20 protein-coding genes are annotated in these 21,693 nt (G+C 39.1%); 9 read left to right on the top strand and 11 right to left on the bottom strand.

Annotated elements, in window-relative coordinates:
• Nucleotides 1–272: transposase (locus BM266_RS10135; protein WP_139220622.1), on the top strand; the 272-nt coding region annotated here is incomplete at its 5' end.
• A 190-nt stretch (nucleotides 273–462) separates the two neighbouring features.
• On the opposite strand, the gene BM266_RS10130 is transcribed toward BM266_RS10135, so the two are convergent.
• The 5 genes from BM266_RS10130 to BM266_RS10110 all read right to left on the bottom strand — a co-directional run bounded on the left by BM266_RS10130 (nucleotide 463) and on the right by BM266_RS10110 (nucleotide 8,142).
• A complete protein-coding gene (locus tag BM266_RS10130; protein ID WP_093409121.1) occupies nucleotides 463–1,797 on the bottom strand; it encodes a tyrosine-type recombinase/integrase in 1,335 nt (444 codons plus the stop codon).
• A 470-nt stretch (nucleotides 1,798–2,267) separates the two neighbouring features.
• Complete coding sequence (locus tag BM266_RS10125; protein WP_093409119.1) at nucleotides 2,268–3,662, bottom strand: TolC family protein; 1,395 nt, start codon at nucleotides 3,660–3,662, stop codon at nucleotides 2,268–2,270.
• Between the two features lie 75 nt (nucleotides 3,663–3,737).
• Nucleotides 3,738–6,095, bottom strand: a complete 2,358-nt coding sequence (locus BM266_RS10120) for an ABC transporter permease (protein ID WP_093409116.1) — start codon at nucleotides 6,093–6,095, stop codon at nucleotides 3,738–3,740.
• A gap of 28 nt (nucleotides 6,096–6,123) precedes the next feature.
• Entirely contained in the window at nucleotides 6,124–6,807 is a 684-nt protein-coding gene (locus tag BM266_RS10115) for an ABC transporter ATP-binding protein (RefSeq protein ID WP_093409113.1), read from the bottom strand.
• Between the two features lie 84 nt (nucleotides 6,808–6,891).
• Nucleotides 6,892–8,142: an efflux RND transporter periplasmic adaptor subunit gene (locus BM266_RS10110; protein WP_093409132.1), complete on the bottom strand. Its 1,251-nt coding sequence runs from the start codon at nucleotides 8,140–8,142 to the stop codon at nucleotides 6,892–6,894.
• Between the two features lie 205 nt (nucleotides 8,143–8,347).
• Between BM266_RS10110 and BM266_RS10105 the strand changes: the two genes are divergently transcribed.
• The 4 genes from BM266_RS10105 (at nucleotide 8,348) to BM266_RS10090 (ending at nucleotide 12,983) form a co-directional block, all read left to right on the top strand.
• Nucleotides 8,348–9,694: a sigma-54-dependent transcriptional regulator gene (locus tag BM266_RS10105; RefSeq protein ID WP_093409110.1), complete on the top strand. Its 1,347-nt coding sequence runs from the start codon at nucleotides 8,348–8,350 to the stop codon at nucleotides 9,692–9,694.
• Between the two features lie 148 nt (nucleotides 9,695–9,842).
• Nucleotides 9,843–11,039 (top strand): sensor histidine kinase, encoded by a 1,197-nt coding sequence (locus BM266_RS10100; protein WP_317040973.1) that lies wholly within the window; start codon nucleotides 9,843–9,845, stop codon nucleotides 11,037–11,039.
• Nucleotides 11,040–11,658: 619 nt separating this feature from the next.
• Complete coding sequence (locus tag BM266_RS10095) at nucleotides 11,659–12,162, top strand: hypothetical protein (RefSeq protein ID WP_093409104.1); 504 nt, start codon at nucleotides 11,659–11,661, stop codon at nucleotides 12,160–12,162.
• Between the two features lie 194 nt (nucleotides 12,163–12,356).
• A complete protein-coding gene (locus BM266_RS10090; protein ID WP_093409101.1) occupies nucleotides 12,357–12,983 on the top strand; it encodes a DUF4403 family protein in 627 nt (208 codons plus the stop codon).
• A 41-nt stretch (nucleotides 12,984–13,024) separates the two neighbouring features.
• Here the strand turns inward: BM266_RS10090 and BM266_RS10085 are convergent, their stop codons facing one another.
• The 4 genes from BM266_RS10085 to BM266_RS10070 all read right to left on the bottom strand — a co-directional run bounded on the left by BM266_RS10085 (nucleotide 13,025) and on the right by BM266_RS10070 (nucleotide 15,860).
• Nucleotides 13,025–13,540 carry a ferritin gene (locus tag BM266_RS10085; protein WP_093409099.1) on the bottom strand — a complete coding sequence of 172 codons (516 nt, stop codon included), beginning with the start codon at nucleotides 13,538–13,540 and terminating at the stop codon, nucleotides 13,025–13,027.
• 86 nt (nucleotides 13,541–13,626) lie between these two features.
• Nucleotides 13,627–13,941 (bottom strand): hypothetical protein, encoded by a 315-nt coding sequence (locus BM266_RS10080; RefSeq protein ID WP_093409097.1) that lies wholly within the window; start codon nucleotides 13,939–13,941, stop codon nucleotides 13,627–13,629.
• Between the two features lie 42 nt (nucleotides 13,942–13,983).
• Complete coding sequence (locus BM266_RS10075; RefSeq protein WP_093409094.1) at nucleotides 13,984–14,454, bottom strand: Lrp/AsnC ligand binding domain-containing protein; 471 nt, start codon at nucleotides 14,452–14,454, stop codon at nucleotides 13,984–13,986.
• 32 nt (nucleotides 14,455–14,486) lie between these two features.
• Nucleotides 14,487–15,860, bottom strand: a complete 1,374-nt coding sequence (locus BM266_RS10070) for a saccharopine dehydrogenase family protein (protein ID WP_093409092.1) — start codon at nucleotides 15,858–15,860, stop codon at nucleotides 14,487–14,489.
• Nucleotides 15,861–15,926: 66 nt separating this feature from the next.
• On the opposite strand from BM266_RS10070, the gene BM266_RS10065 reads away from it, so the two are divergent.
• Together BM266_RS10065 and pckA are read left to right on the top strand one after the other, a co-directional pair.
• The gene (locus tag BM266_RS10065; RefSeq protein WP_093409089.1) at nucleotides 15,927–16,316 is read left to right on the top strand and encodes a DUF423 domain-containing protein; all 390 of its coding nucleotides are present in this window, start codon (nucleotides 15,927–15,929) and stop codon (nucleotides 16,314–16,316) included.
• A 77-nt stretch (nucleotides 16,317–16,393) separates the two neighbouring features.
• On the top strand, nucleotides 16,394–17,992 hold the full coding sequence (gene pckA, locus BM266_RS10060) for a phosphoenolpyruvate carboxykinase (ATP) (RefSeq protein WP_093409087.1): 1,599 nt from the start codon (nucleotides 16,394–16,396) through the stop codon (nucleotides 17,990–17,992).
• A gap of 84 nt (nucleotides 17,993–18,076) precedes the next feature.
• Here pckA and BM266_RS10055 read toward each other — a convergent pair whose 3' ends face one another.
• Together BM266_RS10055 and BM266_RS10050 are read right to left on the bottom strand one after the other, a co-directional pair.
• Nucleotides 18,077–18,829: a uroporphyrinogen-III synthase gene (locus BM266_RS10055; RefSeq protein ID WP_093409084.1), complete on the bottom strand. Its 753-nt coding sequence runs from the start codon at nucleotides 18,827–18,829 to the stop codon at nucleotides 18,077–18,079.
• A gap of 26 nt (nucleotides 18,830–18,855) precedes the next feature.
• Nucleotides 18,856–19,515: a DUF4271 domain-containing protein gene (locus BM266_RS10050; protein WP_093409082.1), complete on the bottom strand. Its 660-nt coding sequence runs from the start codon at nucleotides 19,513–19,515 to the stop codon at nucleotides 18,856–18,858.
• Between the two features lie 103 nt (nucleotides 19,516–19,618).
• On the opposite strand from BM266_RS10050, the gene BM266_RS10045 reads away from it, so the two are divergent.
• Both BM266_RS10045 and BM266_RS10040 read left to right on the top strand, forming a co-directional pair.
• Nucleotides 19,619–20,350, top strand: a complete 732-nt coding sequence (locus BM266_RS10045; protein ID WP_093409079.1) for a polyprenol monophosphomannose synthase — start codon at nucleotides 19,619–19,621, stop codon at nucleotides 20,348–20,350.
• Nucleotides 20,350–21,693, top strand: a complete 1,344-nt coding sequence (locus BM266_RS10040) for a dihydroorotase (protein ID WP_093409077.1) — start codon at nucleotides 20,350–20,352, stop codon at nucleotides 21,691–21,693. The genes BM266_RS10045 and BM266_RS10040 overlap by 1 nt, the downstream gene beginning before the upstream one ends.

Here is a 21,693-nt window from a genome sequence, read left to right as displayed (position 1 = left end):
CCTATTTTGAGTATACGGCGCCCATTAGGAAGCTCATATATACTACTAATGCCGTAGAGGGTTTTCACCGGCAGGTAAGAAAAGTAACCAAGACCAAAGGAGCTTTCACTAATGATATGGCGTTATTGAAGCTGGTTTATCTGGCTATCCAAAGAATTGAAAAGAAATGGAACGCTCCACTGCAGAATTGGGGCTTGGTAGTTCAACAATTAGCCATTAAATTTGAAGGCCGACTGGAGTTGGATTTAGCAACCAATAAAACGAAAAGCTAAATTTTCCTCCTCCGGGGGTACCCCCGGAGGAGGAAGGAGACAGAGTTGAGCTAACACTCCCCAGGGTTTTCTTAGATCCATTTTTATAAATTCTCATCCTCGAGCTCCTCATCTTTTATAACAGGAATATTATTTCCATTTACAAGTATTTAAAATCGAAAATAATTTAGAACAATAATCATTATTGAATTCAAAAATTGATTACACTGTCCAGTGCATCATCTGCATCTCTATGAATAAAATTGGCCTGGTAATTCAGGGTGGTTTTTAAATCACTATGTCGGTAAAGCTTTTGTAGCATTAAGGGGTGTATTTTATCCCCAGCGATATTCCCAAAACTGTGACGAGCAATATGATTTGATAAATTCTTATCAATTTCGCATTGGCTGGCTATCCGTTTCAAATATTTATTAAACAGCTTTGTTGCATTTCTTGTCTTTCTAAAAATATCTTCCTCATCTTTATAATTAGCATCTTTTAAGAAAGGAAAGACATATCCATTATTTTCTGCTTGGTTCTTTCTGTAATAATTTAATATGGTATTGGCTTTATCCGGAATTTTAAGACTTAGGGGCTTTTCATTTTTATTCATAATATAGTAAAGCCTATTATCATTAAAATCTGACCACCTTAATTTCACAACATCAGAGATACGTATTCCAGCAAAGTAAAAAGCAATTAACCACACATTATGTGTATGCCAGATTGATGATTGAGGTTCAAATCTTAATGATTCTATTTTTTCGATTTCCTTAATCGTAAGACCGATTTTATTGCTAGAACCAATCCGTATTCTTTCTTTTTCTCCTGCAAATGGATAAAATTTAGAAGCAACAATCCCATCTTTAATAGCAATATTAAAAAGGGTTCTTATAAAAATTAACTGATTTGTAATAGTGCGAGTTTTCTGATTTAAATAAACTGAACAGAAAGTTTTATATTTTTCTATAAATGCCTGATCGATATCCCGGAATTTTAAGGTTTTGTTTTTCTTGAAATGATTAATCCCGTCCATAAAAGAATATTCGCCTTTACGGGACTTGCTAACCCTGTCCTTTCTTCTTTGTTTGATATCTGAAGTCACCTTCTTTTTGGGTGATGAGGATTTAAGCATTAGAAACTCTTCAATGTTATATAATATAGAAAGCTCAGATTTGGCTACTGAAAAAGTTCCACGATCGTATTTACGCTTAACCCGTTCGGCTGCAACTAAAAAAAATGATTTAGATCCGCCTGGCCCTTTTAATTTTTGCTTAGCTTGTTTTGGCGTAATACTTTCATCTTTAGAATCAAAATAAAGATCGTTAGCTTCTGTCAACTTTTTCATCAAAAAGTTGTTTAGCTTTTTGTGATTTGGATAGGTTCTCTTGACTTTCCCGGCAACACTATCCCAGTCCTTTTCAAGAAGATACTGCCCCAAAAACTTATAATTTGTTTTATAATTTTCGCTTATTCTTAGTGCTAGTGGAGCAGTACCGTCTTTTTTTTGTTTATTTCTTCGTCGAACAATTTTGATACTTGCCATAATATCTCCTTTTAAGATTATACTAAGATAACCATAATAATAAAAAAGGGGTACAGAATAGGTACAGAATAATTTGATTTTAAATGGTTTTATTTGGTTTTAAAAAAATATTAAATATCTTGTAAACAGTTGATTATGTTGGGTTTTGTGTGATTTTGACTATGTTAAGTTTCAAGCTCATAACCCGAAGGTCGCTGGTTCGAGTCCAGCTCCCGCTACTAGCAAAGACAAGGCTTCACAGAAATGTGGAGCCTTTTTTTATTTCGTATAGTACAGAATAGGGGATCAAGTCCAAAAGTTGGGATCAAGTCCAAAAGTTGTGGGATTTTGGTATTATGCAAAAATTGTTGTTAGTCTAAATAGAAAAAAATCGGATCAAGCCTAATTGTTGTGGACTGGGCAAAATCTATTTAATTCTGAGGAAAACAAAATCTCATGTCACTTGATTTGCTTAGCATGAAAATCAATTTTTATGCTCCCCTATAATATTCCAGTATTTTCACTCTTATCATGTATTCATATCTGGCATTTGCCATATTGATCCTGGCACGGTCTAGATTGTTTTTGCTGAAGATATACTCCACAAAATTTGATACCCCGTTTGTAAAACGGACCTCATTAACCTGGTATGATTTTTCATAAGCCTCCACTTGCTCCTGCAAGAGGTGATAATTCCTGTAGGAAGCCTGCATCTGGTTCCAGGCCATCCTGATTTCTTGCTGCAGATCATTTTTTGTATCCTCAAGTTCCAGCTTCGAATCCTCCAATTCTATCTTCTTTAGCTTTACGGTTCGCTTTGCTCTAAGTCCGTTAAATATCGGAATGTCAACGGCAACACCTACCACAGAATTCAGGTTGTTGTTTAACTGATCCAGGTAACCGATCTTTTCATCCGTGAATAGGGTTTGGTTCGTTTTTACCGGATAATTGACCTCATCTAAAGTGATAAAATTGCCCGTCTCCACAAGCCTTGTGCCTGTTTCGTTGAAAGTTCGGGCCACGCTGGAATAATTGGTGTGCAGCTGAGCGAAAAGGGATATTTCCGGGGAATAAAAAGACCTGGAAACCTGCACGTCTTCTTTCGAAGCTTCGATCCGTAAACGTTTTGCTTCAATAGTAGCTAAATTGTTCAACGCGTCTTCATAGACCTCAGTCGCAGACAATTTATACTTTTCCAATTCCGCCAAAAATGCTATTTCCTGTACTTTGGGTAGAGTATCCAGATTCAGCAAGTTGGCTAATTCCAGCACCGACCGTTCCAGCTGAGTTTCTGCATCGACCACACTGGCCTCATCATTGCTTATTTGCCCCAGGATATCTGTAAAATCTGCAGGGTTTCCTTCTCCCTGGTCATAGAGGCTTTTCAGTCTGTCAGTTTGCTTTTTGGTGGCTTCAAGTCTCAGTCTTGCAAGTTGCAGCAGGTCGCGGTTATTCAGGATCTGAAAATATGCCAGGGTTACATCCAAAATGAGCTGCTGTTGTGCTTGTTCGGTTTCCGCTTCGGAAGCCTGTAGATTAAACCTGTCGCGTTGAATGGAATTCCGGAGTTCAAATCCCTTGAAAAGCTGATTATAAAGACTGAGCCCCGCGCTACTGAATTTGAGCTGTTGATCAATATAGTCGTTGGTATAGGGATCTATGCTTCTTCCATTGTTGATTCCAAGATTATAACTGGCATTCAACTGAGGCAGAATGCCTGACCGGGTCGATTTCAAATTGATCTCTGCAGTGTGCTTTTGAAGTTCACTGCGTTTAAGAGCAATATTGTTTTGAAGTGCAAGATCTACACATTCCTGAAGGCTTAGTTCCTGTGTAAAAGCTGTTAATGAAAAAAAGAGGAACGAAAGGATTACGAATTGTTTCAAAATATTGGTTTTAAGAGCACATTAAAAATATCAGGAATCAGGATTCGTTAAATCGAACGCCTGATTCCTTTACTACTATTCAGTCCTCAGGTTGTTAATAGGATTAGTCAATGCTGCCTTTAAAGCCTGGAAACTCACGGTGAAAAATGCGATGAGAAAAGCCAGCAACCCGGCAACGACAAAAATCCAGATACTTATGTCTATGCGGTAGGGATAATTTTCAAGCCAATTCCGGGCAAACCACCATGCCAGCGGAAACGCGATAAGACAGGAAATCAGTACAAGTTTCATAAAATCTACAGATAATAGGGTTGTAATTCTGCCTACACTGGCTCCCAATACTTTCCTGATCCCAATTTCTTTGATCCTTCTTTCGGCAGTAAAGGCGGCAAGACCAAAAAGTCCTAAACATGAAATAATGATGGCAAGCCCTGCAAATATGGCGGCCAATTTTCCCACCATGTTTTCATTGCTCATGAATTCTTCCAGCTTTTCATCAGCATAGATCAATTCGGTAGGATAGCCAGGATTGTATTTTTCCATCACTCTTTCAATGGCAGAAACAGCTGTACTTCTTTTATCGGGATCAATATTTATGACCAGGTGATTAAAATCCTGGCTGGATGGATATAATATTAAGGGACTGGTTTCATTTCCAAATATATTATTATAGACAAAATCCTTAACCACTCCGCGCACTGTCGCCTGGCTGTCTCCCCTTGTGATCACCTTCCCTACGGCATTTTCTTTATCAATCATTTTCGCCAGGGTTTCATTGATGATCACCTGTGATTCATTGGCTTCCACATTGGGATTGAAATCCTGCCCGCTGATCAATTCCATTCCGCTCGTCTTAATATAGCTTGGGCTTACTGACTCCATGGAGACCAGGACATCATTTTCAGGATCTTTCCCCGGCCATTGAAACCCACCTCCGTTAGATCCTATATTTACAGGAGTATGTCCGCTCAGGCTAAGTTCATTGGCCGCACCTGAGGAAATTAGTTCATTACTTATGGCCTGAAAATTCTTTTTAATATTCTCATTGGCGGGTAAAAAAACAAGCCCTTCATTATCATACCCTAAATCCCTGTTCTTTACATGATTGATTTGCTGGTACACCAGAACGGTCGCAATGATAAGGATGATAGAAATAGAAAACTGGAATACCACCAGGCCTTTCCGAATAAAGGCGGCGCTGCTCGATTTTGATTTAATCCCTTTGATCACTTTCACGGGATTGAAAGAAGACAGGTAATAAGATGGAAAACTTCCGGCGAATATTCCGGAGATAATGGTGATCATCAGTAGGGCTCCCAGGTGAAGAGGATCTGACAGATCTAAAATTAGTTGCTTGTTCACCAAATCGTTAAAAGGCGGTAGGAAGATATAAATCAGGGCAATGGAAAGTAAGGTAGCCAGAAAGGCCAATAGTACAGATTCACTGAGAAACTGGACGATGAGCATCTTTCTTTGTGCTCCCAAGACTTTTCGGACTCCTATTTCCCTGGCTCTTTTTTCTGATCTTGCAGTAGCCAGATTCATAAAATTGATACAGGCGATGATGAGAATTATTCCCGCTATGATCCCGAATAAACGTACGTATTTAAAGATTCCTTCCTTCTCAAGACCATTTTTATCGAATTCATTGTACAACCTCCAGCGGTCCATGGGATAAAGTGAAAGGTGTGATTCAGAATCCTCAAGCTTAGTCTGAATAAAGCCATATAGGGTTTCATTCAGGGAAACGATGTCAGCATTTGCCTCTGGTTTGACATAGGTTTGAATTGCGTTATTCCAGCCCTGTAGCCACTCATTGGCATTCTCGTAATTTTTAAACGGTGATAACCAGCTAAATCGGAAACGTGGAGAAATATTTTCTGGGAGATCTTCTATGACTGCTGTAATCACATAACTCTGACCCTGGTTCAGTCTCAGGGTCTTATTCAGCACATCCCCAGACCCAAAGAATTTCCTAGCCATAGACTCGGTCACTACAATGGAATGCAGGTCGTGAAATGCTGTTGATGGATCTCCTTGTATGAATTTAAGCTCAAATATCTCAAAGAACTCTGGCTCCACATATTTTCCCGTCTGGTGAATGTTCTTTTCTTCATGTGAGAAAAGCGATTCAGAACTGGCGCTACGACTCACATTTCCTATACCGGGGATCTCGTTTCTCATAAGTTCAGCCAGTGGTCCCGGCGTGGCCTCAAACACAAAGGTTTCGTCCCCGTAGGTCTGAGTGTTCTTTATAGTATAAATATCCTCATAGTCAGCAAAATACTCGTTATAGCTCATCTCGTTATCTATCCACAGTAGAATAAGTGCTGCACAGGTGATCCCAATGGCCAAACCAAAGATGTTGAGAAAAGTATATCCTTTGTTATTCCAGATATTTCTCCACGCGATTTTTATATAATTCTTTAACATGATCGTTTCTTGATTGATTGATTGATTTTTAAACTAAAACATTTAAGTTTTCGGTTACTTTCTGTCCATCTAGCATCCTGATGATTCGGTGACTAAACCTGGCATCGTGTTCGCTGTGTGTTACCATCACAATCGTGGTTCCCGCTTCATTCAGCTCGCAAAGAAGATCCATTACTTCATTTCCGGTACTACTGTCGAGATTTCCTGTTGGCTCGTCGGCAAGTATAATCTTGGGGTTGTTCACAACAGCCCTGGCAACGGCTACTCTTTGCTGTTGTCCTCCCGAAAGTTGCTGCGGAAAGTGATTCCTTCTGTGCATGATCTGCATTTTTTCAAGTACACTGTGTACTTTCTCTTTGCGTTCCGCTAGTTTTATTCCGGTGTAGATAAGTGGTAATTCCACATTTTCGAAAACGCTCAGTTCATCAATAAGATTAAAACTTTGAAAGACAAAGCCAATATTGTGCTTTCTAAGGTGGGCTCTTTTTCTTTCATTATAATCGGAAACTTCTTCACCATTAAAAAGGAAACTTCCTCCATCAGAGTCATCCAGCATTCCAAGGATGTTGAGTAAAGTAGATTTACCAGAACCGGAAGGTCCCATTATCGCTACGAATTCGCCTTCTTTTACTTCAAATGACAGCTTGTTCAGTGCCAATGTTTGTACTTCTTCTGTCTTGTAGAACTTCTCGAGGTTTGTGATCTTGATCATGATTCGTATTTTTTAGTTTTTATAAATTCTTGATTGGTTCAGGCAGAGCTGGCATCAGCGACTCCCGATTCCGGTTTTTTAATATTAATTCAAAACGAGTTCTTCAAAGTCTCCAAAATTGCTATAGCTCGAGGTCACTACGCGGTCTCCTGGCTGCAGGCCTTCAATAACCTCGTAATACCTGGTGTTTTGGCTTCCTAACTGTATAGGAATCTTATAAGCAGTTTCCCCATCTTCGGAAAGCTTATAGATCCAGTTCCCGCCGGTCTCCTGAAAAAATCCTCCTTTAGAGATTAGTACCGCTTCTTTTTCCTGGCTTAGAGAAAGTTTTACCTGAAGACTTTGTCCACGACGGATGTTCTCCGGCACCTCTTCAGCAAAATGCATGTCCACCTGGAAACGGCCGTTGGAAACCTGTGTATAGACTTTCCTTATCTCCAGTTCGTAATCTTTTCCGTTGAAAATGAAATTTCCGCGTTGCCCGTTAAAGATCCGGGAGATGTAATGTTCATCTATTTGGGCCCGTATTTTATAACCACTTATCACATCGATCTGGCCCAGGCGTTCTCCTTTTGATTTTGACTGGCCTATTTCAACATCCAGCGCGGTAAGTTGTCCGTCTATGGGCGCCCTAACAATAAGATCTCCCACTTTCTTTCTCATCAGCTCCAGGGCTTTTCGGGTCCTTTCATAAGACTCTTTTGCCTGCTGCGATTCCTGCTGACTTGAAAGGGAATCCTGTGCCAGTACTTCTTTGGCTAGCTGAAACTTTTCTTTCTGATAGTTGTAATTGTTCTCAGTTTCCAGATAATCCTGTTTCCCTACAGCCCCTTTTTCATAGAGCTTCTTGTTCAGTTCATATTTTCTTTGGGCTTCCACAAGGCTGTTTTCAACATCAGTAAGGTTATTCCTTTTGTTGATGGTATTTTGTCTGGCTGCATTCTGGGAGATCTGCATTTGAGTAAGAAGGTTGTAAACCGCTGTTTCCTGATTTACCAGGCTCAATTCAAGATCGGTATTCGATAATTTGATAATAGGATCACCTTTTTTCATCATCGCCCCGTCTTCAGCGAATTTTTCTTCTACTCTTCCACCTTCCATCGCGTCCAGATAAATTGTCTTGACAGGAAGTACTACCCCGTTAACCGGAATATTTTCTTGAAAATTCCCTATTTGGACTTCACTTATGGTGATACGTTCCTTGTCTACGTTAAGAGTAGCATTTCCTGTAGAAGAAAGAAGTGCAAAGAATAGTAAGGCAAGGGTTAAAATTATTGCGATAATGATCCCAATTTTTTTGGGAGTGAAACGTCTTTTTTCGAGATGTATGTCCATGAGTTTAATTATTTCTTCTTTTATGTAATTCAAGATGGTGCCAAAAACGTATGTACCTACTTTTCAATGCTTTAGATAAAAAGCATTAAACAACAGTGTTCGATTTTGATACAGCTTGTGTTCGGCTTTAATACAATTTTGTAAAGATTCATTTTCTTGTTAGTAATTATCCGGAAGCATCAAAAAATATGTTAATATTGTATTTATGCAGCTCCGGAAATCAAAAATATTGGTGATCGATGATGATGTCGACGTGCTTACAGCTTTAAGACTTCTTTTAAAGCCGCTTGTTGCAGAAGTCGTTGTGGAAAAAAATCCCGGCAACCTTCCGGGTCTTGTATCGGAAAATAAATTCGACACGGTCATCCTTGATATGAACTTCAACGGACTCATCAATACTGGAAATGAAGGTATTTTCTGGTTAAACAAAATCAGGGAACTTTCCCCTGAAACCAGTGTAATTCTCATCACTGCCTATGGAGATATAGATGTAGCTATTCGTTCTCTGAAGGAGGGTGCTTCAGATTTTATCGTTAAACCCTGGAAAAACGAAAAGATGATAGACTCGGTAACCGAGGTGCTGCGCAAGCGTAAAACCCCGGGCCAGGAAAAAATAAAATCCGTAGTAGAAGGAGGTAAGATCATTGGGGAGAGTGACGAAATCCAGGCCGTATTTTCAAAGATAAAAAAAGTGGCACCTACAGATGCCAATATTCTTATTCTTGGGGAGAATGGAACTGGAAAGGATCTTATCGCCAGAGCCATTCATGAAAATTCAAACAGAAAAGATAAGCCGTTCGTAAAAGTGGATGTGGGCGCTCTAACCTCCAGTTTGTTTGAAAGTGAATTGTTCGGTTATAAAAAAGGGGCCTTTACCGATGCCCGAGAGGACCGGCAAGGACGTTTTGAGGCAGCCCAGGGCGGCACACTTTTTCTCGATGAGATCGGGAATATAAGTCTGAGGCAGCAGGCGCGTTTACTCACAGTCTTACAGAACAGATATATCACCCCGCTGGGATCCAACGAGATTATTCCGATTGATATTCGATTGATTTGTGCGACCAATCTCCATATTTCGGAGCTCTCCGATGAGGAAAAATTCCGAAAAGATCTTATTTACCGCATCAATACAGTTGACTTGATCATTCCTCCGTTGCGGAGACGAGGCACTGATATCACGCTACTGACCCGACATTTTCTTGATCTTTATTCTGGAAAATATTCAAAAGGACCTTTTCAAATTGAAACCGATTTTTGGAAAAAGCTGAAATCCCATCCTTTTCCCGGCAATGTCCGGGAACTGCAATTTATGATCGAAAGGGCTGTGATTATGGCGGAAACTAATATTCTCAATGCAGAAGATCTTTCCTTTTCAGCTATTGAAAATGCGGTACAAAAGGAGAAAATGAATGACCTGCGATTGGAAACCGTTGAAAAGAATACTATTCTGAAGGTGATCGATAAGAACAAAGGGAATATTTCCAGATCGGCTAAGGAGCTTGGGATAACCCGTACGGCACTGTACAGGAGACTGGAGAAATATGACCTTTAGGACTTACCATACTAGCATCCTCCTTAGGATTCTGATCCTGGCAGGTTTTTTGACTTTGACTGTCTTTTTCGCACTTTCCGGAAAGTGGACCTACAGCGCAATAATTTTATTCGCCTGTATAGTTTCCCTTTATGAACTTTTCAGGTTTTTGAGAAAGAGGTTTGAAGTGATGGATGATTTCTTTGAAGCGGTCAAATACCGGGACTTTTCCCGGCAATATGTAGAGGACAAAAAAACAACCGATATTCAAAGATTGTACAGGGGTTTTAATACAGTCAATGAAGTGGTGAGGAAAATGAATTCAGAAAAGGAGGCTCAGTACCTGTACCTGCAGAAGATCCTTGAAATGGTGGATATCGGACTTTTAGCCTATGAAGTTAATAGTGGATCTGTGCTGTGGGTGAATGATTCTTTCCAGGATATCCTGGGTTTTCCTTCCTTTAAGAATGTTCGTTTTATAAAGGCTAGAAATCATGGAGTTTTTGATCTTCTTTTTGAAAATTTCTATGAGAAACCCGCGACGGTGGAACTAAAGGTTCACGAGGAAAACGTGAAAGTTTTACTTTCCAACAGTTTGTTCGATATCGGGGAGTTTTCCTATAAGCTTGTGGTGATTCATAATATTGAAGCCACCCTGAACCAAACCGAATCTGATGCCTGGAAAAAGTTGTTGAGTGTAATGACCCATGAGATCATGAATTCCATCGCGCCCATCTCCTCCCTCGCAAATACACTTAAGTTGCAGGTACAGGCCTTTCAAAATGATCCCGAAACAGTTGACCTCGAGATCGAAGATTTGGATGCGGGTCTCCGAAGTATCGAGAAACGCAGTGAAGGACTTATGAAGTTCGCCAAAACCTACCGTAGCCTGAATAAAGTTATCAGCCTCAATCCCGAAAAGATCCCGGTTATTGAACTCTTCAGAAATATTGAACACCTAATGAAATCCTTGATCAATGACAAGAAGGTTAGATTAAGGTATAAAATGAGTCAGAAAGACCTTGAAATCACAGCAGATTCCTATCTTTTGGAGCAGGTATTGATCAATGTTATCCTGAATGCAGTGGAAGCCTGCAAAGGAACGAAAGATGCTGTCGTTGACGTGATAGCAGAAGAAAAACCCGATCGTAGGACCTTTATCAGGATAGTGGACAACGGTACGGGTATTACTCCTGAGGTCATGGACCAGATCTTTGTTCCTTTTTTTACCACCAAAGAAACAGGGAGTGGCATTGGATTGAGTCTCTGTAAGCAGATCATGACTTTACATGGCGGAAAGATCCAAGTATTTCAAAACAGGGAAGCTGGAGCTACCATACGACTTGAATTTCCGGTTGCCCGTTAAGCTTGTTGGAAAAATATTAAAACCGGTCAACACTAATCAGGGAAGTGCAAGCGTCTGCAGAGGTTTTTTAACCGATAAATTTAATGAAACAGCAGGTTTGCAGAAGAATCAGGATTTGCTGAAATAGACAATTTCACCCCGGAAGCCATAAAAAATAATATAGACCTTCTTTTTCTTATTCGAATCTGTGCAAAAAGAGAGAATGCTCGGTACATTCTTTTTTGCCGGATTACTAGCTCATATACCTTTTATAGTTCCTATCTCCGGAATCATTAAGCTTCATAACCTTGAAGAAGAGCTTGTCGCTTGGACATTAAACTTTCATAAGAAGAATTAAAGTAATTTCATGATGAGCTTTCAAAAATTGAATTGGTTGATGTTCGTGAATCAAATTCCGTTTATAAAAAAGATGAGTACTCTATAATTCTTTCAATACGCATATAGAACTGCCTTATATGCTATGAATATTTCTCAGGTGACAATTTCTGAAATAAATGCTGAACAAAAGTTAAAAAACTGAAATACAGTAAATTAGGGTGAAATCACCCTTGTTTTGAATGTTTGTAATATCTTAATTTTAAAGAGCTTAAAAATCTGTAATCACTAAAGTTCTTTTATTATGAAAAAATTCACCCACAAATTCGCAGCCCCCCTTGTTTTGATGATGTGTCTTCTTGTTGGCTGTAATAATGATGACGATTCATTACAACTTATTGATGAAGAAGAGTTTTTAACTGCTAAAATAGATGGGATAGATCTATTTGTGCAAGGGGAAGAGGGAAAAATTTCTTGTGAGAAATATGTTACTCACACCGGTAGTATTGATGTTTTGTTACGGGTTGGTGCCGCCTCTGGAGAAAGCATTGAGTTTAGATTATCTAATTATATTGGAAACAATTCCTATTCTCTAGGTAGCAGTAATTTCCCCGGTAGCTGGATTAAGTACAGACAGGGGGAAGGAGAATGGCTTAATATTAAAGGTAATTCCCAGAACCTGATCGAGATTTTAGAAGATGACGGGAATTATCTTACCGGAAGGTTTTCTTTTCAGGGTCATAACGGTATCGATCTTTCCAGAAAGTTTATTTCCGATGGGAATTTTAAAGTAAAATTTGATCTCTAAGCCGGGATAAAAGAAAGCCAAAGCTCATGATTTTATAGAATCATGAGCTTTCTTATGCTTGGAGTAGCCCTTTCTTCCTGTATTAAGTTAACAAAATCTTATTTTTTACTTTTGGAAGTATAAAGCTGATTTAATATTACCGGTTTTTGAAAGATAACTTCTAAATTAGGAAGTGAAATCAGTAAAACACACCTATGAGTAATTCATTACAAGATAAAATTTCCATTCGGTTACCGGTTAAAATAAGCTTTAAGGTTCTTGATGAGGCCTTGCGGAATAAACTTGTAGGTGAGAATATTGAAACAGAAGGGAAAGATGGCGAGGTTTCTACCTATGCAACCATTTTAGATGCCGCCCTAATGAAGAGTGAAAAAGAGGGATATGATCTAGCGCTGGATATTAAATTTAAAACCCTCACTTCCCTGTTTAAAAATAAGGAAGGACGCATATTCCTGCACTTAGCCATTGAATTTGACCCTGAAGAGCAGGAGATAATGGTAAAAGATTATAAACTGGAAGGGAAAAGTAATAACTGGCTTATGGATAAAAGCTTGCAGGCTGTGGCTAATACTTTTATTTACGAAAAGCTTAAAAAGAGGATGAAACTGGATTTCTCTCCACATATCGAGAAACAGTTAAGAGAGATAAATCAGAAACTGGAGGAGCATATAAAACCTTCAGAAGAAATAAGCCTGTCGGGTTATCTTGAAAACTTTAGAATTGTAGATGTTATTCCCGGAGAAAGCCTTTTCCTTATTTCCATAGAGATCGAGGGCTTTGCTATAGCCGAACTTACTAAGATCCCTGCCGATAAAATGTAAGCCTGAAAGAATAAAGGCCGCTTTAGAAGCGGCCTTTATGATTATTCTTCCCTTAGTCCGGGAATTCGTTCGTCTATATACTTTAGCGGTTCATCACGCATCAGGTCGAATAACTCCAGCACTCTGCGCATAAGTTGTTCCTCCTCCATCTGCTCGTTCACGAACCATTGCAAGAAATATTCGGTGGTAAAATCGTTGAGCTTTCTGCATTTCTGAACGAGGCTATGAATGCTTTGGGTGATCTCTATTTCCTGGTCCAGGGCAGCTTCAAAGATCTCCTCAAGGGAATTGAATTCGTGCATTACGCTTTTCACTTCAGGAGCATAGGCGGTACCGCCGTTATCATTTATGAATTTAAAGATCTTCAACATATGTTCCCGCTCCTCAGATGATTGCTCATAAAAGAATGCGGCACTGTTTTCCAATCCGTTATGATCGCACCACGAGGCCATAGCCAGGTATGCCGAAGAGGAAACCGCTTCCTTTTCTATCTGCTTATTAAGCATATCCATGATCTCTACGTTTATGCTTAATTTCTGTCTTACTATATCTTTCATATTTCTTTTTTCTAAATTTAGCCAAAAAGCGATTAAGCACCTAATTTTCAGTAGAATTTAGAAAGAGTCTAAACCTAAAAGAGGAATTAAACCCCTGCTGTAAGAAGCGAATTAAGCTCCAGCATAGCAAATGTACCCTCCATGAGATCTTTAAGGGCGATGCATTCAAAAGTGTCAAAAATGAAGATGTGCGAGCGATTACACAAAACTAGAATTTCAATACCGTGTTTGTTCCTTCCGCTAAAATGAGTTTCGAGATCTATGTTTTTAATCTGTTCCCGAAAAGCGAGTAACTGGCAAAAACTGAGTTTAATCAGTTTATGGTCAAAATCAATATGAAAAGCTCGCGAGCTGTCGCATTGGTAAGAAGTGAAATTATGGGCCTTGAAAAGTGTATTCATCCTGGCACCAAAATTAATTCTTATTTAGAATTAATCCAAATATTAGATCTTAATTTGTCGCTTAATTTGCTGATTTAACGAGATGAAAGTTTCTGTTCTTGAAACTCCTTCTATAGCCTGAATATCTTTGTTGAGTACTTGCATTAAATGCTCGTTGTCCCTGCAAAGAATTTTAAGGAAAATAGACCAGTTTCCTGTGGTGTAGTGGCACTCAATTACCTCAGGGATCTCATTTAGTTTTTTTACAGCCTGAGGATTACTAACGGCTTTATCTAAATAGACCCCCACAAAAGCCATGGTCTTAAAGCCCAGCACGCGGGGGTCTACAATAAGTTTGGAGCCTTCTACCAATCCGCTTTTTTCAAGTTTTCGCAAACGCTGATGTACAGCTGCCCCCGTAATCCCAATGCTTCGTGCGATCTCCAGGATAGGCTTTTTGGCATCTTCCATCAGATGATTTAGAATGGTTTTATCTATGCCATCTACTACAACATTCTCGTTTACTACTTTCATTAAAGTGATTTTTGGTAAGGCTAAAATAACTATTAATTACCTACTTCTCCAAAGGTGTTATATCCCAGGTATTCAGATTCTTTTTCCTTGAAAATGATATCGTATTTTTCTAGTTCTCTTAGGATGGGTTCATAAACCTCTTTTTTAATTGGTAGTTGCACTCCCGGAGTACTAATTTCCTTATTAAGGATTTTTATTGTAGCAATGGCTAAGGGCAAACCTACCGTTTTTGCCATAGCGGTTTCGGTTTGGTTCTTCCCAATATGCACCATAGTAGAATCTATTTGCTTTTTTTCGCCATTTAATTCATAGCCAAACTTATGGTACATCACGATCATATCCTTATCGTCTGGCGCGAGAGACCATTTCTCCATCAATATTTTCTGAAGCGCCTGTGCGGGAGTGGCATCTTTAATTCCTATTTTCTTTTTATCAGTGAAAATATCAAGCTCCAGCAATTTTTCCCACATCAGGTCGTCCTGATCGATCTTTAAATTATGCCGAAGTTTAAGTTCTACAGAATCAGTGGGGGAATAGGGTAAAAATGAGTTCACAAATTCGCGGTAGCTCATATTTTCTGAATCACTCATTTCGAAACTATCATCGGTCATTCCCAGTTGTACGAACATGTTCCATGCACGACTAAAACCAACGCGCCTTATAGTGCCTCGGAAAAGTGTAAGAATATCTTCCAGACCATAAATGCTCATGTAATCCAGGGAATTTCTGTTGGCATATCCTTCAAATTTCCCATAGTCATCAATTTGAAGAAGTTCTGTTCTTCGGAATAATCTATGGTAAGGGATGTATTTAAATTTTCCTTCCTGGATGAATTCGGCAACCCCTCCCTGGCCGGCTACCACCACATTTCTGGGGTTCCAGGTAAATTTGTAATTCCAGAGATTGGTATCGCTTTCAGGGGCCACCAGGCCTCCGGTAAATGATTCAAACATGAGCATTTTCCCACCTTTATCCCTAATCCGATCGATAACTTGCATAGCGCTCATATGATCTATTCCGGGATCAACACCAATTTCGTTCATAAAGACCAGATTGTTCTTTTTTACTTCTTCATCCAAAGCTTTCATCTCTTTACTAATGTAAGAGGCGGTGACCATATTTTTTTTGAATTTCACGCAGTCCCGGGCAACCTCAATATGGAACCTGGCCGGAAGCATAGAGATTACAATATCTGCCTTTTTTATTGCAGCTTCCCGGCTGGCAGGGTCAAAGACATCCAGGACCAGGGCTTCACAACGTTTATGGTTTTGGGTAGCTTTCTGCGCAGTTTCAAGATTCAGATCTCCAATTCTTAGAAAAAGGTCTTCAGATTCTGCATTTTCGAGCAGGTGGTTGATAAGCACGGAAGTAGATTTTCCCGCGCCAATTATTAAAATTTCTCTCATAAAATAAGTTAATTTTGTGTAGTGGTAACGAATGTATTAAATCTTTACTTCATAAAAAATTAATAGATGGATAAGCGATTTTTGGTTGCGGGAAGTATTTTTGGTCTTTTGGGAGTTATAATCGGAGCTTTTGCCACCCATGGCTTAAATCCGCTTTTGGAGGAGTCTTCACTCAAATCTTTTGAAACAGGGGTGAAATATCAAATCTATCATGCGTTCCTACTCTTAATAATTGGAGGGTTCAAAATTCAAGGTCTTAAAAAGTTAACAAGTGTTTTTTATCTTGTTGTTGCCGGGGTATTATTGTTCTCGGGATCTATTTATTTACTGGCTACAAATGATCTCACATCCTTCGACTTTAAAAGCATTGCATTGATTACGCCCGTAGGGGGAACCCTACTAATACTTGCATGGCTAATTTTAGGGGTAAAATTTATTTCGTTAAAAAATGAATAAAATGCCGGGGCAAACTCTTTATTCTGCATAAGATTTATAATTTTGTAGGCCTAAACAAACCACACACTTAATAATTTATGTTCGCAAACACCCAAATTACGAAAACGATTTCGTTAGAGGAGTACGGGATCAAAGACGCAAGACTTCACTATCAATTAAGTCCGAAAGAATTACATCGAATTACAATTGAAAAGGGACAGGGGGTTGAAGCCAGTTCAGGAGCATTAGCCGTAAACACTGGTAAATTTACCGGGCGTTCCCCAAAGGATCGATTTATTGTAGAAGATGAAGTTACCAAAGACGAAGTTTGGTGGGGAGACATCAACATCCCGTTTGAACCAGAGAAGTTTGACCAGCTGTATAAAAAGGTCACAGAGTATTTGTCAGGAAAAGAAATCTATGCCAGAGACGCATATGCCTGCGCCGAAGATAAATACAGGTTAAACATCAGGGTAGTGAACGAATACCCCTGGTCTAATATGTTTGCCTATAATATGTTTTTAAGACCCAAAGAAGAGGAGCTTAAAAACTTTAAAGAAGATTGGCTTATTCTCAATGCACCAGGCTTCGAAGCCGATCCCGAAGTGGACGGTACCCGGGCTGAAAATTTTGCAATTCTCAATTTCAGCAAAAAAATAGCTTTAATTGGAGGTACCGGTTACACCGGTGAAATTAAAAAGGGAATTTTCTCAGCGCTTAATTTTATTCTACCCGTAGATAAAAATACTTTGCCAATGCACTGCTCGGCTAATGTTGGGGATGATGGAGAAACGGCTATTTTCTTTGGACTTTCAGGAACGGGGAAAACCACCCTTTCTGCCGATCCGCAAAGAAAACTCATTGGTGACGATGAGCACGGCTGGACGCCGGAACATACTATCTTTAATTTTGAAGGTGGTTGTTATGCAAAAGTCATAAATCTTACCAAGGAACATGAACCAGATATCTATAACGCTATTAAACCTGGTGCTATTCTGGAAAATGTCATCCTAGATGAGAATGGAGAAGTAGATTTTGAAGATACTTCAATTACTCAGAATACAAGAGTTAGTTATCCAATTCATCATATAAATCATATCAAAGAACCTTCAGTAGGTAAAAATCCTAAAAATATTTTCTTCCTTACCGCCGATGCTTTTGGGGTGCTGCCTCCTATTAGTAAATTGACTCCGGGACAGGCTGCGTATCACTTCATTAGTGGTTACACAGCAAAAGTAGCCGGCACCGAGGCGGGAATAGATGAGCCTGTACCAAGTTTTTCGGCTTGTTTTGGAGCTCCTTTTATGCCTCTTCACCCCACTCGTTATGCTGAAATGTTAAGCAATAAAATGAAAGAGGAACACGTTCACGTTTGGCTCGTAAATACTGGGTGGACTGGCGGACCTTATGGAATAGGGAACCGTATGAAACTCAAATACACTAGGGCTATGATTAATGCAGCACTGGAAGGTAAACTTGAAGATGTTGATTATACCAAACATGATATTTTTGGATTGAATATGCCGGTAATCTGTGATGGAGTACCTGCGGAAGTTCTTAACCCAAGATATACCTGGGAAGACAAAGATGCCTATGATAAAAAAGCCAATGAGTTGGCTAAATCATTTAAATCGAACTTTAAAAAATATGAGGAAAATGCCAATCCTGAAATAATCTCAGGAGGTCCTGTTTCGTGATTTTTAATTAGTTAATTGGATTCAAAAAAATCCGGTGTTATGACAACACCGGATTTTTTATTTACAAACAAATGGAAGCTAAACTTAAGCGTGCTTTTTATTTGTTTCGTTAATATATTTTTGAAGGGCCATAGTCATGGAAGGTGTTTCCGGAGTAGGAGCTTTGATGTTCACGGTTAGCCCGTGGTCCTTGGCTGCTTTAATTGTTGTATTTCCAAAAACCGCGATGCGGGTGTCGTTTTGTTGAAAATCAGGGAAATTCTCGAACAGTGATTTAATTCCACTGGGACTAAAAAATACCAGGATATCATAAGTTACATTCCGCAAGTGAGAAAGATCGCTTACTACCGTCTTGTAAAAAGTAGCCTGTTTCCATTCAACCCCAAGTTTATTAAGGGTCTTAGGTACATCTGGTTTCAGCATATCAGAAGAAGGTAAAAGAAACTTTTCGTTCTTGTATTTCTTGATTAGCGGAGAAAGTTCGGCAAATGTTCTTTTTCCAACATAAATCTTACGCTTACGGTACACCACATATTTTTGCAGATAGTAGGCTACCGCTTCACTCAAACAAAAGTATTTTAGGGTGTCTGGCACCTTAAAGCGCATTTCTTCAGCAATTCTAAAAAAGTGATCTACGGCGTTTCGGCTGGTAAGGATTATTGCAGTATACTTGGTTAGATCAACTTTTTGTTGCCTTACTTCTTTGGAAGGAACCCCCTCAACGTGGATAAAGGGAATGAAATCAATTTTTACTCGCTGTTTTTCCTCAAGCTCAAAATAAGGTGAATTCTCTATCTTAGGTTCTGGCTGGGAAACCAAAATTGTTTTCACTTTCATATATCAATACTTTAATTTGATCCTATTTAAATTGTAATAAGCTTATACAAAATAATATAAGGGGCAATTTCGAGAGCGCAAAGGTACAAAATAAAATAGAACCAATTAGACCTAATAAGGTTTTGATTTTGTTTGTAGATGGTCGCCAGGCTTATAATATTAGTAAGAATTACCAACCCGAAAATTATATATAGAACAAGTGCTGTAGGGGGGAAGGCGTAGAAAAAAAACAATAAAGGAATGAATAACAACAGGGCGATAAAGTTCCGGTAGGCCAGCTTTTGGTAAAGGTAGTAGTCTATTATCCTGTCCAGATCAAAAATATTGGCAATAATCTTCTCTACTCCGAATTTTAACAAAATAAAACTGGCATATCCTGTTGCAATCCTTATAAAAAGAATACTTGGGCTGGCAGGTAGTGTTCCCGGCCATAGCAGTTCGAAAACCAAAAATAAAAATAAGGAAACCGATAAAATATTCACTAAAAACATTAAAATGTTAAAAGGATGAAAAGCCTTATACTCCTTTCCTCTAAACACCATAAATTTGTTCGAAGTTAACAGGGAAATAAAATCCTCAAATCGCTGTGGATAGGCGGTTTTAACAAGGCTTAATAGAATAAATGCGCCGAGTAGGATAAGGCTTGCCCAGTCTAAAGATTCTACATGTCGTTCAATTGCCTGCAAATGGATTTTTTTACAAATGTAAAATTTTGATGTTAACCCGGAGATTATATCTCTGAAGAAAATGAAGATTTAAAATGTATACATTTGTGCAAAAAAAATCGGAATGATAAAGGGGATAATCATTATACCCACCTACAATGAGATTGAAAATATAGCGAAGCTTGTTAGAAATATTTTCTCTCAAAAGCACAAATTTGATATCTTGGTGGTAGATGATAATTCTCCTGATGGAACTGCCGACAGAGTTAGAACACTCCAGGCAGAATATCACGACCGCTTGTTTCTGGAAGAACGAAGCGGCAAACTTGGATTGGGGACAGCGTATATTCATGGGTTCAAATGGGCATTGAACAAAGCCTATGATTACATTTTTGAGATGGACGCTGATTTTTCTCATAATCCTAATGATTTAATAAGATTATACAACGCCTGCAAGCGGGGAGGAGCCGATGTGGCGATAGGATCGCGATATGCAACCGGGGTAAATGTAATAAACTGGCCTATGAATCGCGTGCTTATGTCCTGGCTGGCCTCAAAATATGTGAGGTTAATCACCAGGATGAATATTCACGATACCACGGCGGGATTTGTATGTTACAACCGGAAGGTACTTGAGACAATTAATCTGGATCGTATCCAGTTTGTGGGGTATGCTTTCCAGATAGAAATGAAATTTAAAGCACATTTGCTTGGATTTAAAATTACTGAAGTGCCCGTCATCTTTACCGACAGGACGCAGGGAACTTCTAAAATGAGCGGTGGAATTATTTCTGAAGCCGTTTTTGGGGTAATATTTATGAAAATAAAAAGTCTTTTTAAAAAAGATAAATTGTAATGAAAAAGGTTTTAATCAAGAATGCTCGTATTGTTAACGAAGGGAAGATCAGGGAAGCCGATGTTTTTATTGAAGATGGGATTATTGTAGAGATTGGGGAGAGCATCAGTCCTAAATCGCCTGATGTGAATATTTTTGATGCTGAAGGCACATATTTACTGCCGGGTCTAATTGATGATCAGGTGCATTTCCGGGAACCGGGGCTTACCCATAAAGACACGATTGAAACAGGATCAAAAGCTGCTGTAGCCGGTGGGATTACTTCCTTCTTTGAAATGCCCAATACCCTACCGCAAACCACGACCATAGAACTTCTGGAGGAAAAATTCAAATTGGCTGCCGAGAGTTCATACGCCAATTATTCCTTTATGTTTGGAGGCACTAACGATAACCTCGAGGAAATACTTAAGGTAGATCCCAAAACAACTGCAGCATTAAAACTTTTCCTCGGGTCTTCTACCGGAAATATGCTGGTTGACGATGAGAAGGTTTTAGAAGAGATCTTTTCTAAATCTCCCTTGTTGATCGCGGTTCATTGTGAAGATGAGGAAACAATTCAGAAAAATCTTCAGGAATGTATAGAGCGTTATGGAGATGATATCCCCATAGAACTGCACCCAAAGATTAGAAGTGAAGAAGCTTGTTACCTGTCGTCTTCGAGAGCTGTAGCACTTGCTAAAAAAACAGGAGCCAGGTTACACGTTTTTCATCTTTCTACCGCAAAGGAAATAGGACTTTTTAGCAATAAAAAGCCTCTGAAAGATAAAAAAATCACGGCCGAGGTTTGTATTCACCATTTGTGGTTTAACGATTCAGACTACGCGAAGATGGGAACTTTTATTAAATGGAACCCTGCTGTAAAGACCAAAAAAGATCAGGAAGCCTTGCTTAAGGGACTTTTAGATGATTGTATAGATGTGGTAGCTACAGATCACGCTCCGCATACCAAAGAAGAAAAGAAAAATCCTTATACCAAAGCTCCAAGTGGGGGCCCATTGGTGCAACACGCACTCCCTGCGATGCTTCAGTTACATCATCAGGGTAAAATTTCGCTCGAAAAAATTGTCGAGAAGATGTGCCATAATCCGGCAATACTTTTTCAGATAAAGGATCGCGGATTTATTAGGGAGGGCTATAAAGCCGATTTGGTACTGGTTGATCTCAATGCGCCCTGGGCAGTGCAGCCAGATAATATTGTGTATAAATGTGGCTGGTCTCCTTTTGAGGGAGTAACCTTTAAATCCCGTGTAACCCATACTTTCGTTAATGGTAATCTTGTTTACAAGAACTTTAAACATCAGCCTTTTGCAAAGGTGGCAGAAAGAATAGAATTTGACCGATAA

Origin of the sequence: Salegentibacter flavus (assembly GCF_900115145.1) — a bacterium.
GTDB classification, from domain to species: domain Bacteria; phylum Bacteroidota; class Bacteroidia; order Flavobacteriales; family Flavobacteriaceae; genus Salegentibacter; species Salegentibacter flavus.
The sequence above is the reverse complement of the archived record's forward strand: the minus strand, read 5'-3'. Positions and strand labels throughout refer to the sequence as shown.